At 73.4% G+C, this 15,283-nt stretch carries 19 protein-coding genes; 16 read left to right on the top strand and 3 right to left on the bottom strand.

Going from position 1 to position 15,283, the window contains the following annotated elements:
- Window positions 1-449 (bottom strand): glycosyltransferase (locus DZG00_RS04950; protein WP_147359926.1); only part of this gene is annotated, 449 nt, incomplete at its 3' end.
- A 74-nt stretch (window positions 450-523) separates the two neighbouring features.
- On the opposite strand from DZG00_RS04950, the gene DZG00_RS04945 reads away from it, so the two are divergent.
- From DZG00_RS04945 to DZG00_RS04920, 6 genes are all read left to right on the top strand, one after another.
- Complete coding sequence (locus tag DZG00_RS04945; RefSeq protein WP_233549064.1) at window positions 524-1,420, top strand: UbiA family prenyltransferase; 897 nt, start codon at window positions 524-526, stop codon at window positions 1,418-1,420.
- Window positions 1,417-2,850, top strand: a complete 1,434-nt coding sequence (locus DZG00_RS04940; RefSeq protein WP_119382121.1) for a phytoene desaturase family protein — start codon at window positions 1,417-1,419, stop codon at window positions 2,848-2,850. Before DZG00_RS04945 ends, DZG00_RS04940 begins: the two co-directional genes overlap by 4 nt.
- 101 nt (window positions 2,851-2,951) lie before the next feature.
- Window positions 2,952-3,482: an RNA polymerase sigma factor gene (locus tag DZG00_RS04935; RefSeq protein ID WP_119382122.1), complete on the top strand. Its 531-nt coding sequence runs from the start codon at window positions 2,952-2,954 to the stop codon at window positions 3,480-3,482.
- On the top strand, window positions 3,479-4,108 hold the full coding sequence (locus DZG00_RS04930) for a methylated-DNA--[protein]-cysteine S-methyltransferase (RefSeq protein WP_119382120.1): 630 nt from the start codon (window positions 3,479-3,481) through the stop codon (window positions 4,106-4,108). The genes DZG00_RS04935 and DZG00_RS04930 overlap by 4 nt, the downstream gene beginning before the upstream one ends.
- A 58-nt stretch (window positions 4,109-4,166) precedes the next feature.
- Entirely contained in the window at window positions 4,167-4,385 is a 219-nt protein-coding gene (locus tag DZG00_RS04925) for a hypothetical protein (RefSeq protein WP_119382119.1), read from the top strand.
- A gap of 68 nt (window positions 4,386-4,453) precedes the next feature.
- On the top strand, window positions 4,454-4,726 hold the full coding sequence (locus DZG00_RS04920; RefSeq protein WP_119382118.1) for a hypothetical protein: 273 nt from the start codon (window positions 4,454-4,456) through the stop codon (window positions 4,724-4,726).
- A 37-nt stretch (window positions 4,727-4,763) separates the two neighbouring features.
- On the opposite strand, the gene DZG00_RS04915 is transcribed toward DZG00_RS04920, so the two are convergent.
- Entirely contained in the window at window positions 4,764-5,594 is an 831-nt protein-coding gene (locus DZG00_RS04915) for an oxidoreductase (protein ID WP_119382117.1), read from the bottom strand.
- A gap of 139 nt (window positions 5,595-5,733) precedes the next feature.
- Between DZG00_RS04915 and DZG00_RS04910 the strand changes: the two genes are divergently transcribed.
- The 6 genes from DZG00_RS04910 to DZG00_RS04885 all read left to right on the top strand — a co-directional run bounded on the left by DZG00_RS04910 (window position 5,734) and on the right by DZG00_RS04885 (window position 10,284).
- Window positions 5,734-6,204 carry a Fur family transcriptional regulator gene (locus DZG00_RS04910; protein WP_119382116.1) on the top strand — a complete coding sequence of 157 codons (471 nt, stop codon included), beginning with the start codon at window positions 5,734-5,736 and terminating at the stop codon, window positions 6,202-6,204.
- A gap of 129 nt (window positions 6,205-6,333) precedes the next feature.
- A complete protein-coding gene (locus DZG00_RS16960) occupies window positions 6,334-6,606 on the top strand; it encodes a hypothetical protein (protein ID WP_158586985.1) in 273 nt (90 codons plus the stop codon).
- Window positions 6,607-6,833: 227 nt separating this feature from the next.
- Window positions 6,834-8,822: an APC family permease gene (locus tag DZG00_RS04900; RefSeq protein ID WP_119381926.1), complete on the top strand. Its 1,989-nt coding sequence runs from the start codon at window positions 6,834-6,836 to the stop codon at window positions 8,820-8,822.
- A 98-nt stretch (window positions 8,823-8,920) separates the two neighbouring features.
- Entirely contained in the window at window positions 8,921-9,265 is a 345-nt protein-coding gene (locus DZG00_RS04895) for a hypothetical protein (protein ID WP_119381927.1), read from the top strand.
- Window positions 9,266-9,579: 314 nt separating this feature from the next.
- A complete protein-coding gene (locus tag DZG00_RS04890) occupies window positions 9,580-9,888 on the top strand; it encodes a DUF7882 family protein (RefSeq protein ID WP_119381928.1) in 309 nt (102 codons plus the stop codon).
- A gap of 132 nt (window positions 9,889-10,020) precedes the next feature.
- Window positions 10,021-10,284 carry a hypothetical protein gene (locus tag DZG00_RS04885; protein WP_119381929.1) on the top strand — a complete coding sequence of 88 codons (264 nt, stop codon included), beginning with the start codon at window positions 10,021-10,023 and terminating at the stop codon, window positions 10,282-10,284.
- 14 nt (window positions 10,285-10,298) lie between these two features.
- Here the strand turns inward: DZG00_RS04885 and DZG00_RS04880 are convergent, their stop codons facing one another.
- The gene (locus DZG00_RS04880; RefSeq protein WP_119381930.1) at window positions 10,299-10,568 is read right to left on the bottom strand and encodes a hypothetical protein; all 270 of its coding nucleotides are present in this window, start codon (window positions 10,566-10,568) and stop codon (window positions 10,299-10,301) included.
- A 280-nt stretch (window positions 10,569-10,848) separates the two neighbouring features.
- Here DZG00_RS04880 and DZG00_RS04875 point away from each other — a divergent pair, with 280 nt between their 5' ends.
- From DZG00_RS04875 to DZG00_RS04860, 4 genes are all read left to right on the top strand, one after another.
- Window positions 10,849-12,486 (top strand): ABC transporter substrate-binding protein, encoded by a 1,638-nt coding sequence (locus DZG00_RS04875; protein ID WP_199688918.1) that lies wholly within the window; start codon window positions 10,849-10,851, stop codon window positions 12,484-12,486.
- Window positions 12,483-13,499 (top strand): ABC transporter permease, encoded by a 1,017-nt coding sequence (locus tag DZG00_RS04870; protein ID WP_119381931.1) that lies wholly within the window; start codon window positions 12,483-12,485, stop codon window positions 13,497-13,499. The genes DZG00_RS04875 and DZG00_RS04870 overlap by 4 nt, the downstream gene beginning before the upstream one ends.
- Window positions 13,496-14,377 (top strand): ABC transporter permease, encoded by an 882-nt coding sequence (locus tag DZG00_RS04865; RefSeq protein ID WP_119381932.1) that lies wholly within the window; start codon window positions 13,496-13,498, stop codon window positions 14,375-14,377. Before DZG00_RS04870 ends, DZG00_RS04865 begins: the two co-directional genes overlap by 4 nt.
- A partial coding sequence (locus DZG00_RS04860) for an ABC transporter ATP-binding protein (RefSeq protein WP_233550082.1) occupies window positions 14,374-15,283 on the top strand: 910 nt, incomplete at its 3' end. The genes DZG00_RS04865 and DZG00_RS04860, both read left to right, overlap by 4 nt.

Below are 15,283 nucleotides of genomic sequence, written 5' to 3'. Positions count from 1 at the left end.
TTCCGCGCGCCGAGGTCGCGGGTGGCCGTGGGACCGCCCGCGGCGGGGAAGCGGTCGCTGGGGGTGGCCACCGGCGCGAACTCCACCAGCACGCGGGGCGCGCCGAGCGCGTCCGCCGCCATCGGCGCGCTGAGGATCAGGGGGTGGTGCACCACCACGTCGGGCTCGAAGGCGACCGTCTCCCGCACCGCGGCGGCGAGCATCCGCCGCATCGCGGTCCGCACCTCCGTCCGCAGGTGGCGGGCGAGGGCCCAGGGGGTGCGACCGGCAGGCGAGAGCACCCGCCGCGCGTCCAGGCCGAGGCGCACGATGTCGACCCCCTCGGGCGCGGGCGCGTCGTCGGGCAGGGCCAGCCGCACCTCGTGACCACGGGATGCCGCATGCCGGGCGAGGGCCACGAAGGGCTCCACGTCACCGCGGGTGCCGGCGGTGATCAGCATCAGGCGCATCCGCCCAGTCTGGGCCCGCAGGCGGCGAGGCCGGCGGAGGCCGGCGTAATGGGCAGCGGCGTACGCTCGTGCCCGTGACGGACAGCAGCGAGCGGATGTCGCGCATCGCACCGTCGGGCATCGGCGTGGCCGTGCGCCGCCTCGTGCTCATCTCGCGCCCGGTGCTGTGGATCAACACCATCGGATCCGGTCTCGTGGCCATCTGGCTCACGGGCGCGCTGTTCGACCTGCGGGCCCTGCCGGTGATCCTCTGGCTCACCCTGCCGTTCAACCTGCTCATCTACGGCGTCAACGACATCTACGACCAGGAGACGGACGCGGCCAACCCCCGCAAGGGCTCCCTCGAGGGCGCCCGGATCCGGCAGTCCGAGGTGCGGCTCATCGCCTGGGCCGTCGCGGCCGTCAACGTCCCGTTCCTCGTCTGCTTCCTGCTCACGCTGCCGCCGCTCGCGAACGCGGCGATCCTGCTCTACGCGGGCGTGTTCGTCTTCTACTCGGCGCCCCCGCTCCGCTTCAAGGCCCGGCCATTCCTCGACTCGCTGAGCAACGCGGCCTACGCGCTGCCGCTCGTGATCGTGCCGGCCGCCCTCGAGGTGGCGCCGGTCTGGCCCGCCGCCCTGGGCCTCATGGCCTGGAGCGTGGCCAAGCACGCGTTCGACGCGGTGCAGGACATCGTGGAGGACCGCGACGCGGGCATCACCACCACCGCGGTGCGCCTCGGTCCGCGCGGGACGGCCCTGTGGAGCGGCGCCTGGTGGATCCTCTCCACGGCGCTGTTCGCCGTGGTGAGCGTGCCCGTGGCGGCCGTCAACCTCCTCATCGCCGGGATCCTCGTGGTGTCGCTGCTGCGCGACCCGACGCCCGGGACCGGCCACCGCCTCTACCGCCTGTCGGTCGCGTTCCCGTACATCGCGGGGTCGTTCGCCGGCGTGCTGCTCATGGTCGCGATCGTGCTGGTGGGCTACCCGTGAGCCGCGTCGTCGTGGTCGGCGGCGGGATGGGCGGGCTCACCGCCTCCGCGCTGCTCGCGCGCGCCGGCCACCGCGTCACCCTGCTCGAGGCCTCGGCCGAGCTCGGCGGCAAGAGCCGTCGCATCCGACTGGGCGAGGACCGCATCGACACCGGGCCGTCGCTCGTGACGTTCCCCGCGGTGTGGGACGAGCTGCTGCGCCGGCTCGGCGACGACGGACGCGCCACCGATCGCACCCGGGACGCCGGCGGGCTCGACCTCGTGCGGATGCCCGAGGTGGGCCGCTACTACTACGACGGCGAGGAGACCTCCCTGCCGGTGGCGCCCGATCACCCCTGGTACCCCGCCTGGCGGCGGTTCTCCGACCTGCACGCGCCCCTCGCCGACGACGTCACCGAGCTGCTGCTCTCGGATCCCCTCGACCGGGCCGCCCTCCCGGCGCTGCGTCGGCTGCTGGCGGTCTACGGCTCGCGCCTCACCACGCGCGCCTACCTCGACGGGCTGACGTGGCTGCCGGACGGGCTGCGCGAGATCATCGCGATCCACACCCTCAACGCGGGCGTCTCGCCGTCGCGCACGCCGGCGCTCTACGCGAGCATGCCGGCGATCATGGCGGAGACCGGCGCGTGGGTGCCGCGCGGCGGCGTGTACGAGATCGTGCTCGCGCTGGGTCGACTGGCCGAGGCGGCCGGGGTCGAGATCCGCACCGGCGAGGCCGTCACCCGCATCGAGCGCGGGTCGGTCACGACCGCCGTCGGGCGCTACCCCGCCGACCTCGTCGTGAGCGCCCTCGACGCCGACCGGCTGTCCGCGCTGACGGGTCCGTCGCGGATCCCGGCGCTCCCCCGCCTGCGCCCCCGCACCCTCTCCTGCTCGGCCGTCGCGGTGTACGGCGTGCTGCGGGAGGAGCTGCCGGCGGGGATCGCGACGCACAGCGTGGTGCTGCCGACGAAGCCGGCCGCGCTGCACCGCAGCCTCGAGGCGGGCGACGAGCCCGCGGACACCATGGTGTTCGTCAACCAGTACCGCGCGAGCGAGGTGTACCCGAACCCGCGCAGCACCCTGGGGATCCTGCTCACCGCGCCCGCCGACGGCGGTCGCTACACGGCCGAGCACCCCTTCGTGCGGCGCGAGGTCGACCGCGTCTCGGCGGCGATGGGGCTCGACCGGCCCCTCACCGACCTCCTCGACGAGCAGACGGTGCTCGATCCCCGCTACTACGGCCAGGGCGGCGAGCCGCACGGTGCGCTCTACGGGGCGGCGCGTCCGCCGTGGCTGAGCGGGCCGTTCCACCGGCCCTCGTACAACGACCCGTGGCGGCCCTGGCTGTGGCGGGTCGGCGCGTCGGTGCACCCCGGCGGCGGCATCCCGGCGGTCGTGGGCGGCGCGATGATCGCGGTGACCCGGCTGCTGAGGTCGACGCCGGCCTGACGCGGCCGGCGCGCTCGCCCGGCCCGCGCGGATCCGCGAGACTGATCCGCACGCCGACCTCACGGATCACCCCGCCCCGGCGTCTACCCGGTGTGGAGATGATGCAGCCGTTCGACAGGGTCGTGACCGAGCACGGCGTCGTGGTGCTCCGCGTGTGCCGGGCGGTGCTCGGCGGGCACGCGGACGCGGAGGACGCGTGGTCGGAGACGTTCCTGTCGGCGCTCGTCGCCTACCCGCGGCTCGGGCCGCGCGCCGACGTGCGCGCCTGGCTCGTGACCATCGCGCACCGCAAGGCCCTCGACGCGATCCGCGCCCGCGGCTGCCGCGCGATCCCCGTCGACGAGGTGCCCGAGCGGGTGTCCGACCTCGGCGTGCCCGGATCCTGTGACCCCGACCTCTGGCGCCGGGTCGCCGCCCTGCCCGAGCGGCAGCGGCTCGCGGTCGCGTACCGGTACCTCGGCGGGCTGCCGTACGCGGAGGTCGCCGCGATCGTCGGCGGGACGCCCGAGGCCGTGCGGCGCGCGGCGGCGGACGGGGTGGCGAGCCTGCGACGGTCGATGGGGGCGGATCCGCCCTCGTCCCCGCGCGAGCCATCACCCGCATCCGCATCCGCCCGAGGAGGACGACCGTGACCGACCCCACCCACGACGCCGCCCCCTTCCTCGACGCCGCCGCGCTCGAGCGAGCCGACCCGACCGCGCCCGCCCTCGACGCCCTCCGCCTCCGACTCGCCGACCGGGCCGAGGCCGACGGCGCGCTCGACGTCGGCTTCACCACGATCGACTCCCCCGTCGGCCCACTGCTGCTCGCCGCCACCGAGCGCGGGCTGATCCGCGTCGCCTACTCCCGCGAGGACCACGACACCGTGCTGGGCGACCTCGCGCGCCGGCTCGGGCCGCGGATCCTGCGCACGCCGAAGCGCCTCGACCGGGCGGCGCGCGAGCTCGACGAGTACTTCGCCGGCCGCCGCCGCTCCTTCGACCTGCCGCTCGACCGGATCCTCTCCACCGGCTTCCGCGACCGCGTGCAGCGCCTGCTCCCCGAGATCCCGTACGGATCCACGCGCACCTACCGCGAGGTCGCCGAGACCGCCGGAAGCCCGGCCGCCACGCGCGCGGTCGGCACCGCGTGCTCCACCAACCCGCTGCCCATCGTGATCCCCTGCCACCGCGTGCTCCGCTCCGACGGCACCCTCGGCGGCTACATCGGCGGGCTCGCGGCGAAGACGACGCTGCTGGAGCTGGAGGGGCGGATCTGACGGCCGCTCCCCCATCCGGCGGACGCGGCGAGCGCAGGCCAGCGCCTAGCGTGACGGCATGGACGATGCGGCGGGACCCGGCGACCGCGCTTCGACGGCCGCAGGCGCCAGCCGACTGCGCGACACCGGGCTCGCCGTCCTCTTCGCGATCGGCGTCGTCATGGCGCTCGCCAGCGACGACCTGCGCGCGCTCGGCGTGCTGCTGATGGTCGTGAGCGCCGTCGTGTTCCTGGCGGCCACGGTCGTCCGCTGGCGTCGCCGGGGCGCGGCGCGCTGACCGCAGCTCGCGGATCCGTCCCCCACGAGGCGGACGCGCGGCGCGACCCGGGTCCCTACCGTGGGGCCATGACCGATCCGACGACACCCGGCGGCCCCGCGGATCCGCCCACGGAGGACGACGACTCCTCGAGCACGAACGCCTCGCTCGGCATCGTGTTCGCGATGCTCGGCCTCGTCCTCATGCTGACGCTCGACGACACCCGTGTCGCCGGTCTCCCGTTCGTGGTCCTCGGCATCACCTTCTTCGTGATGAGCGTGCGCCCGAAGAAGGCCCGCGCGGGATCCCCCTCGACCGGCCCGGACGCACCGCCGCGGCCCCCGGAGGCCGACGGCCGCTAGAGCGTCACCGTGCCGTGCGGGCGAAGCCCCGGCCTCGTCAGCTCGCGTCGTACGCCGTCGACCGGCTGCGCTCGGCCCACGCGTCGACGTCGGCGCGCAGGTCGTCGAGCGCGCCCGTGACGATCTCGACCGCGTCGCCGCCGAGCAGCAGGTAGAACGGAGCGCCCTGCTCGACCGCGTCCACGAGCACCTTCGCGCCGAGCGCGGGATCGTTCGGCTGCGTGCCGTCGGTGGTGTCGTTCTCCTTGCGGCGCTTGCCGGCGGTCTCGGCGTAGTCGTCGATCACGGTGGACGACTGCGTGAGCGAGCGGCCGGAGAAGTCGGTGCGGAAGGACCCGGGCGCCACGACCGTCGCGACGATCCCGAGCGGCTCGAGCTCGGTGCGCAGCGCCATCGTCATCTGCTCGATCGCGGCCTTCACTGCGCCGTAGTAGCCGGATCCGGCGCCCGTGCGCGCGGCGCCGATGGACGAGAGGTTCACGATCGTGCCGCTGCGGCGCTCGCGCATGCCGGGCAGCACCGCCTTGATCATGCGCACGCTGCCGTGGAACTGGGTGTCGAAGAGGCGCGCGACGTCCTGGTCATCGCCCTCCTCGACGGCCGCCCGGTAGCCGTAGCCCGCGTTGTTGACGAGCACGTCGACGCCGCCGAACCGCGCGGTCGCCTCGTCCACCGCCAGCGACACCTGCGCCTGGTCGGTCACGTCGAGGTCGAGCGCGAGGGCGTGCTCGGGGAAGCGGTCGGCGAGGTCCTGCACGTTCGCGGCGTCGCGCGCGGTGACCACGACGTCGTTCCCGCGCGACAGCGCCTCCTCCGCGAAGGCGCGCCCGAGTCCGGTGGAGCATCCCGTGATCAGCCAGGTCGTCATGCGCGTTCCTCTTCCTCGTGGATGCGGTGGGGGCGGCCGGTGCGGCGCGGCCCCTGTCGAGGCTAGGCGCATCGGCGGGCCGCGACACCGACCCACCCCGTGTTTTGACTAGCTAAAGACAACCGGCTACAGTCGGACCATGCCCACCGCTCCCGCTCCCGCCGCCTCGGCGGACGCCGAGCAGCTGCGGCAGACCATCCGGGCCACGGGGCTCAAGGTCACGGCGCCGCGCGTGGCCGTCCTCCGGGTCCTGCAGGAGAACCCGCACTCGAGCGCCGACGCCATCCACGCGGCAGCGCGCGAGCTCCTGCCCACCTCCTCCGTCCAGGCCGTCTACGGGATCCTCGCCGCCTTCACCGGCGCCGGGCTCGCGCGACGCTTCGACCCGCCGGGCTCGCCCGCGCTGTTCGAGAGCAGGGTCGGCGACAACCACCACCACCTGGTGTGCGTGCGGTGCGGGACCGTGGCGGACGTGGACTGCGTCGTCGGCGAGGCCCCGTGCCTCACGCCGTCGGACACGTCCGGCTTCGCCGTGCTCGCCGCGGAGGTCACCTTCGCCGGCGTGTGCAGCCGGTGCCAGGCGCAGGTCGCCGCCGGATCGGCCGACTGACCGCAGAGACGCGGCTCGCGCCCCGGTCGGATCACGTCCGCCGGGAGCTCTCCTCGGCGTGCCCTCGGCGCGCCCACGTACCTCGCGGACATCCGCGGAAACCGACAGGACCGACGAACGGAGCACGACATGAGCATCACGCTCGACAGGACCGCGCACGAGACCGCCACGACCAGCACCGCCCCCGCACCCACCCCCGTCCCCGCTCGCGCCGAAGCGCCCTGCGCGTCGCCGCTCGGCGGCAGCTACGTGACGCGGAGCGGATCCGCCGACCTCGAGGGGACGTACGTCACCACCTCGACGCGGACGACCCGCCCGCGACGCGGCAGCTACGTCACCGCCCCCGCGGCCGCCTGCGCCATCGGCAGCTACACCGACACCCACGGAGCCGCCCGGGCGTGATCCCGTGACGGCACCCTGCACGGAGGCCCGTCGACGCGCCGGAGGTGGCATCCTGAGTCGACGATGCTGCCGGGCCCGACCGTCGCATCCGCGAGACGGGGTCCCGGCGCCGCCTCAGGAGGATCCCCCGTGCGCTGCCCGGATCACGGTCGGTCGACGTCCCCTCTCCACGCCCGCGCGGCGACCCCCGCGGTCGCACCCGCGGTAGCGGCAAGCGGGGCCCGCTCGTGAGCGGCCCGAAGCTCCTGCGGGCGCCCGAGCAGCGGCGCGCCCGCGCCGGGATCACCGCCTGGCTCCTCGACGGGCTGCCCGGCGCGTCCGGCGCGCACCCCGGCCCGCACGCCGAGACGGTCGAGAAGACGCACTCGTGGTGGCGCGTCATGTGCCTCACCGGCGTCGACTACTTCTCCACCCTCGGCTACCAGCCGGCCATCGCGGCGGTCGCGGCCGGGCTCCTGTCGCCGCTCGCGACGCTCGTGCTCGTCCTCCTCACGCTCCTCGGCGCGCTGCCCGTCTACCGGCGGGTGGCCCGCGAGAGCCCGCGCGGCGAGGGATCCATCGCGATGCTCGAGCGGCTGCTCCCGTGGTGGGGCGGCAAGCTCTTCGTGCTCGTGCTGCTCGGGTTCGCGGCGACGGACTTCCTCATCACCATCACGCTGTCGGCGGCGGACGCGACCGCGCACGCCATCGAGAACCCGTTCGCGCCGGAGTGGTTCCAGGGCAACGAGGTGCTGCTGACGCTCGTGCTCATCGCGGCGCTCGCGTTCGTGTTCCTCCGCGGGTTCCGCGAGGCGATCTCCATCGCGGTCGCGCTGGTCGCGGTGTTCCTCACGCTCAACGCGATCGTGATCGTCGTCTCGCTCTTCCACGTCGCGGGGAACCTCGTGATCGTCGACGACTGGTGGGCCGCCCTCACGGCGCAGCACGGCAACCCGCTCGTGATGGTGGGCATCGCGCTGATCGTGTTCCCGAAGCTCGCGCTCGGCCTCTCCGGCTTCGAGACCGGCGTCGCGCTCATGCCGCAGGTGCGCGGCGGGGACGACGCCGACGGGGTGCCGCGCACCCGGATCCACGGCACGAAGCGGCTGCTGACCACCGCGGCCCTGATCATGAGCGCGTTCCTCATCACGTCGAGCTTCGTGACCACCATGCTGATCCCGCAGGCCGAGTTCCAGGACGGCGGCAAGGCCAGCGGGCGGGCGCTCGCGTACCTGGCGCACGACTTCCTCGGCGACGGCTTCGGCACGCTCTACGACATCAGCACGATCTGCATCCTCTGGTTCGCGGGTGCTTCCGCGATGGCCGGGCTGCTCAACATCGTGCCGCGCTACCTCCCGCGCTACGGCATGGCGCCGCACTGGGCCGCGGCCGTGCGCCCGCTCGTGCTCGTGTTCACGGCCATCGCCGTGATCGTCACGCTCGTGTTCCAGGCCGACGTGGACGCGCAGGCCGGCGCCTACGCGACGGGCGTGCTCGTGCTCATCACCTCGGCGTCCACCGCGGTGACGCTGTCGGCCAGGAAGGCGGGGCAGCGCAAGCGCACCATCGGCTTCGCCGCCATCGCGACGGTGTTCGCGTACACGACGGTGGTCAACATCATCGAGCGGCCCGACGGCGTGCGCATCGCGGCGCTGTTCATCCTCGGGATCCTCGTGGTCTCGATCGTGAGCCGCGTCCAGCGCTCGTTCCAGCTGCGCGCCACCTCGCTCACGATGGACGAGCGGGCGCGCGCGTTCGTGATCGAGGACGCGGAGGACTACGGCGCGGTGAGCATCATCGCCCACGAGCCGGACGAGCCCGGCGAGGGCCTCACCGAGGTGCAGCACGACGCCGAGTACCGGCGGAAGGCGAGCGAGGAGCGGCGCGACAGCGGGATCCCGGCGCGCGCGCCCGTGATCTTCCTCGAGGTGACCCCCGGCGACTCCTCCAACTTCGAGGAGGACCTCCTGGTGCAGGGCGTCGTGCGGCACGGCTTCCGCGTGCTGCGGGTCTCGAGCGGCAACGTGCCCAACACGATCGCGGCCGTGCTGCTCGCCGTGCGCGACCTCACGGGCGTGAAGCCCAGCGTCTACTTCGAGTGGACGGAGGGATCGCCCCTCGGCAACCTCCTGCGCTTCCTCGTGACCGGCACGGGCGAGGTCGCGCCCGTCACGCGCGAGGTGCTGCGGCGCGCGGAGCCGGTGCGGTCGCGGCGGCCGGACGTGCACGTGAGCTGAGGCGGGCGCATCTCCTCGTCGGCGCTCCGTCGGTCCCGCTGCTGGTCCGGCAAGTCAAGGCCCTCGGCGACGGGATGCGTCGCTCCTAGCGTGGCGGCATGAAGCACATCACCTACGCCGAGAAGTCCCTCCTCGTGGGCGACGCCACGGCCGACGCCCTGCTCGAGTACGCCGCCGCCCTGTCCTCGCGAGGTCGCGGGGAATCCGTCACCGTCCACGCGATCAGCTCGGACGGGGACGAGGTGGATGCGACGTTCCTGCTCGGCGCCGGCGCCCCGTTCATGGCCGAGACCACGACGAGCACCATCCCCGAGCCCGACAACGAGGCGACGGTCGACGCCATCCGAGCGGACCTCCAGCGCATGCAGCACCCCGAGTCGGTGAGTCCCGACGACGGCGAGGACGACCACCACCGGGGGATCCCCGGCCTCTCCGACATCTGAGCCCGCGAGGCGGGGCGCACCCCGCACCGGACCCGCCGCCGCCGCCGTGCGGATCCGTCGGGCCGCATGGCCGACGCCAGCGGAACGCTCGGCGCGCCATACCTGTCGTACTGACATCCGCATGCCTCGCGGATCCGAGCGAGCGGTGGAGGGCATTCGTCCGTATGGTCGTACCACGCCCTCTGGACGCCGGTCGCACGATCACGTTCTCATCGCGCACGCGAACCGCAGGGTCCGACACCCTCATCCGCTCGGTGCTCCACGGGCCGCCTCGCGGGGACCTCCTCACGGGTGTCGTCACGAAGGAGCCAGTCATGGGGCAGTTCACGTACAACACCTCGGTCCGCACCGAGATCGAGGATCGGGCCCTGGCTCACCTGCAGATCGTGATGATCAACAAGCTCCGGCGCCGGGAGGGCTTCGCGTTCTCGTGGAAGAACCCCGCCTCCGAGGGCGACGGGCGCCGCACCGCCTGGATCTCCCCGGAGATCCCGATCCTGTTCTCGTTCAGCGGCGGACGGCCGCCGGCGATCAACGTCGCATGGGTGGAGGCGCTGATGCAGGTGGCCAACACGTCCGCCGGGCTGCACCTCATCGCCGAGCCGGAGCCGGGCACGCACTGACACCCCGCCTGCACGCCTCATCCTGATCCCGCCGTCGCCCGCCTCCGCGGCACGACGGGCCTCCCCGACTTCCGCGACGCATCCGTCGACGCGGTGGCCTCCGCTGCACCGCCTCTCGACAGGAACCCGACCATGGCCATCACCAACCTGCCCTACGACGACGACCTCATCCTCGAAGGCGTCCGCGCCACCACCGCCATCAGCGAGGAGACCCGCGACGTGCAGGTCGACTTCACCACGGGCACCTCCCCCGAGGACGTCGCCCGCATCTCCGTCACGACCACCTGGACCATCCCGGCAGCCGACGCCGTCCGGATCCTCGCCGCCGCCGTCCCCACCGGAGCTCCGCGGGACGCCCCCCTCGAGGCCTCCGACACGGACCTGCCGCTCCTCTGACGCGGGGCCCGGGCTCAGAGGAAGCTGACCAGGCCCAGGTCGGTCCCCGCAGGTCCGGGGAGCGGCTCCGGGTCGTCGTCGTCGACGAGCTCCGAGACGACGAACTCGACCGTCGTGCGCGGACCGACCAGCACCGACACCTCGCCGCGTCCGATCGCGGCGAAGTCCAGGAAGCGCGGTGCGCCGCCGGCCGCGTCGAGGATCGCGGACTTCAGGACGACGACGTCCTGGTCCACGTCGAGCCGATACGCGCACCCGTCGATGCGGAGGCTGGTGTGCAGCATGGGACCCTCGGTTCCGTCGTCAGCGCCGGGGACATCCCGGCACGCGCGCACGCTGTCCATGGGGTCTGGGCAGGACACGTCGGTCGTCCGGACCGTACTCCCGCCCCATGGACGCCACCGGACGAGGCCCGGGATGCTCAGCCACCCGTTGCCTCCGGAACCGCAGCGTCCTCGACCACCGCGACGGAGCGTCAGGGCCCCGAGGCGCGCCCCCGCATTCGCCACGGGCCCGCATCTCGCCTATCGTTCACCTGAACGATAACGAGGAGGGCCCGTCCCGATGCCATCGATCGTCACCACCCGCTCCGTGCTCCCCGCCGCGAGCCCGCGCACCACCCGCATGGCCGACCGACCGAGCGCACCCAGCCGTCGCGCCGTCCTCGCGGGCACCGCCGGGATCGCCGGCCTCGGCCTGCTCACCCTCACCGGATGCGCCACCGGCGCCCGCAGCACCACCATCCCCGAGGCCGCCGCCACCGGCACCCCCATGCGGGGCGGCCGCCTCCGCGTCGCGCGACCGGCCGCATCCGCCGCCGAGACCCTCGACTCCGCGAGCTCGCTGTCGGCGTACGAGTACCTCGGCGCCCTCTACAACCGGCTCGTGAAGCTCGACGAGCAGGGCGAGACGATCCCCGACCTCGCCGAGGAGTGGTCGGCGTCGCCCGACGGGATCACGTGGACCTTCCGGCTGCGCCGCGACGTGCGGTTCCACGACGGCACGCGCTTCACAGCGGCCGACGCGATCGCCTCCATCCAGCACGTCATCGATCCCGCGACGGCCTCCCCGCAGGGCGGCGTGCTCGGCGACATGCTCGACCCGGGCAGCATGTCGGCGCCGGATCCGCACACCCTCGTCTTCCAGCTGAAGACCCCCAACGCGGAGTTCCCGTCGCTGCTCACGGCGTACCAGTGCTACATCGTGCCGGCCGACGCGATCGCCACGATCGGGAGCACCGGCATCGGCACCGGCCCGTTCCGCCTCTCGTCGTTCCAGCCCGCGGGATCCGGCAGCGTCGAGGCGTTCGAGGACCACTTCGCCGGCCGGCCGGTGCTCGACGGCATCGACTTCTCCTCCATCCAGGACACGACGGCGCGGGTGAACGCGCTGCTCGCCGGGCAGATCGACCTCATCTCGCAGACCAACCTCGACTTCGCGACCGCCCGGGTCGTCTCCGCGTCGAGCCGCGCCACGGTCGCGCGGGTCGAGAACGCGCAGTGGTACACGATCCCGATGCTCGCCACGAGCGCCGAGTTCCAGGATCCGCTCGTGCGCCAGGCGATGAAGCTCGCCTACGACCCCGAGCAGGTCCTCGCGACGGCGCTGCAGGGCACCGGGACGGCCGGCTGGGACAACCCCGTGCCGCCGTCGCTCGCGGCGTTCGTCGACGTCGACCGCGCCTACGACCCGGAGCAGGCGAAGGCGCTGCTCCAGAAGGCGGGCGTGCCGGGGCTCCGGACCACGATCCACACCTCGAGCTACGAGTCGGTGTTCACGCCCATGGCGGTCGCCTACCGCGACCAGGTGAAGGCCGCGGGCATCGACCTCACGGTCACGAACGCCTCCTCGGACTCGTACTACACGGAGATCTGGATGCAGAAGCCGCTCATGGTGAGCTACTGGTTCACCGGCCGGCCCATCGACCAGCTGCTCAACCAGATCTTCCGCACCGGCTCCTCCTACAACGAGAGCGCGTGGTCGAACCCGACGTTCGACGCGCTCCTCGACGACGCCCGCGCCACGATGGACGACGACAGGCGGCGGATGCTCTACCAGGACGCCCAGCGGATCGTGGTGGAGGACAGCGCCGACATGACGCCCATGTTCGGCGACCGGCTCGTGGGCATCTCCCGCGACGTCGTCAACTACCGGGAGTTCGGCTTCGAGTTCGACCACCTCCGGATCGGATTCCGCCGATGAGCGTCACCGCGCAGGTCCTGCGCCGCCTCGGCACCGCGATCCTCACGATCGTGCTCGCGTCCCTGTTCGTGTTCCTCGCGATCCAGCTGCTGCCCGGCGACGTGGCGCAGCAGCTCCTCGGGCAGGACGCGACCCCCGAGGCCGTCGCCGCCCTGCGCGAGTCCCTCGGGCTCGACCGGAACGTGTGGCTGCGGTACGGCGACTGGCTGCTGGGAGCGGCGCGCGGCGACTTCGGCACCTCGCTCGTGAGCGGGGATCCGGTCGCCCCGACGCTCCTCGCCGCCTTCCGCAACAGCATGCTCATCGCGGTGCCGGCGATGCTCGTCGGCGTGACGCTGTCGCTCGCGCTCGGCGTGATCGCGGGCGTGCGCCGGGGACGCACGAGCGACTCGGTCATCAGCATCGTGAGCCTCGTCGTGATGAGCGTCCCCGAGTTCATGGTCGCCACCGTGCTCGTGCTGCTGTTCGCCATCACGATCCCGGTCTTCCCCGCCGTCGTGCTCCGCGGCACCGACGCCACGGTCGCGGAGCTGCTGCCCTCCGTGTGGCTGCCGGTGATCGTGCTGACGCTAGCCATGGCCGCCTACATCGTGCGCACCATGCGCTCGGCGACCATCGACGTGATGGCCTCCGAGTACGTCACCACGGCCGAGCTCAAGGGCCTCACGACCCGGCAGGTGGTGTGGCGGCACGCGGTGCCGAGCGCGCTGCTGCCGACGCTCAACGTCGTGGCGCTCAACGTGGCCTGGCTGCTCGGCGGCGTGGTCGTCGTGGAGAACGTCTTCAACTACCCGGGCATGGGGAAGCTCATGCTCGAGTCGGTGTTCACCCGCGACCTGCCGACCATCCAGGGGATCGCGCTGCTGAGCGCCGGCGTCTACGTGGTCTGCAACCTGGCGGCCGACCTCGTGGCCCTCGCGCTGGATCCGCGGCTCCGCACGAGGCAGACCGCCCGCCGCACCCGGCCCGCCCGGTCCCCGCGCCCCATCACCCGACGGAAGGCCCGCGCATGACCGCGACGCCCCTGCCCACCCGCCGCGGCGGCCGCCTGCGCGCGTGGACGAGCCCGCTCCGGGGATCGACGGCGCTCACCGTCGGGCTCGCGATCATCGCGGTGCACGTGGTCCTGGCGGTGCTCGCGCCGTGGATCTCCGGGCACGACCCCGTCGCGACCGACTCGACCGACGTGCTCTCCGGCACGACCTGGGCGCACTGGCTCGGCACCGACCAGTACGGCCGCGACGTGCTCTCCCGCACCCTCAACGGCGGCCGCTACGCGCTCGTCGTCACCTTCCTCGCGACCACCATCGCGGTCGCGGTCGGCACGCTCGTCGGCTGCGTCACCGCGTACGCCGAGGGCTGGCTCGACGAGGTCGTGATGCGGATGGTGGACGCGCTGCTGAGCGTGCCGTCGATCCTCGCGCTGCTCGTGGTGGTGACCGTGTTCGGATCCGGCCTCTGGGTCATCGTGCTCGCCGTGACCGTCGTCTACGCGCCCGCCGTGACCCGCGTGGTGCGGGGTGCGGCGCGGACCGTGATCACGCAGGACTACGTCACGGCTGCGCGCGCCCGGGGCGAGCGGCCGCTGAGCATCGTGTTCCGCGAGATCCTCCCGAACGTGCTCGACGTCGTGCTCGTGGAGTACGCGATGCGGGCCTCGTGGATCGTGCTGCTGATCTCGTCGCTCTCCTTCCTCGGCTTCGGCGCGAACCCGCCGACGCCCGACTGGGGGCTCATGGTGCAGGAGAACCGCACCGCCCTCACGGTCGTGCCGCTCGGCACGCTCGCGCCGATCGTGGCGCTCGCGACCCTCGTGGTCGGCCTCAACCTCAGCGGTGACGGGCTCAGCAAGTCGCTCGGCGTCGACCGCGCGCAGAGGGGGATGGCATGAGGGCCGGCAGCTTCGAGGACACCCTCACCGGCCAGGTGCGGCTCGGCACGGTCGTCCGCGTCGCCGACCTGGCGATCTCCTACGCGGCCGGGAGCGCCGACGTGCCGGTCGTCCGCGGCGTGGGCTTCGAGATCCGCGCCGGGCGCGCGCTCGGGCTCGTCGGGGAGTCGGGCAGCGGGAAGTCGACGGTCGCGCGGACGCTCCTCGCGCACCTGCGCCGCGGATCCCGCATCGTGGCCGGATCCGTCGAGGTCGGCGGCGAGGACGTGTTCGCCCTCTCGCCCGCCGCCACGCGGGAGCTGCGCGGCGGCACCGCGGCGGTCGTCGCGCAGAACGCCGGCCAGGCGCTCACGCCGTCGATGCGCGTGGGCCGCCAGCTCCGCGAGGCGCTCGAGAGCCACGAGCTGCCGAGCGAGGACGAGCGGGTGCTGGAGCTGATCCGCCTGGTGCGCCTCCCGGATCCCGCCACCATCGTGCGGCGCTACCCGCACCAGCTCTCCGGCGGGCAGCAGCAGCGCATCGCGATCGCCATGGCCGTCGCCGCGCGCCCCCGGGTGCTCGTGCTCGACGAGCCGACGACCGCGCTCGACGTCGTGACGCAGGCGGCCGTGCTGACCCTGATCCGCGACCTCGCCCGCGAGCTCGGCATGGCGGTGCTGCTCGTCAGCCACGACCTGGGCGTCGTCTCGACGATGGTGGACGAGATCGCCGTGATGCGCGACGGCGTCATCGTGGAGCACCGGCCGACGGCGGAGCTGTTCGCGTCGCCGGAGCATCCGTACACGCGGGAGCTGCTGGCGGCGATCCCCGGGGGTCCCGGCTCCGCTGCCGCTGCCGCTGCCGCCGTCGCTGCCGCCGCCGCTGCCGATCCCGCCGCGGCGCCCCCGATGGTCGTCGCCGACGGCC

It is taken from the genome of Clavibacter lycopersici, assembly GCF_003576405.1.
Lineage (GTDB): Bacteria > Actinomycetota > Actinomycetes > Actinomycetales > Microbacteriaceae > Clavibacter > Clavibacter lycopersici.
The sequence above is the reverse complement of the archived record's forward strand: the minus strand, read 5'-3'. Positions and strand labels throughout refer to the sequence as shown.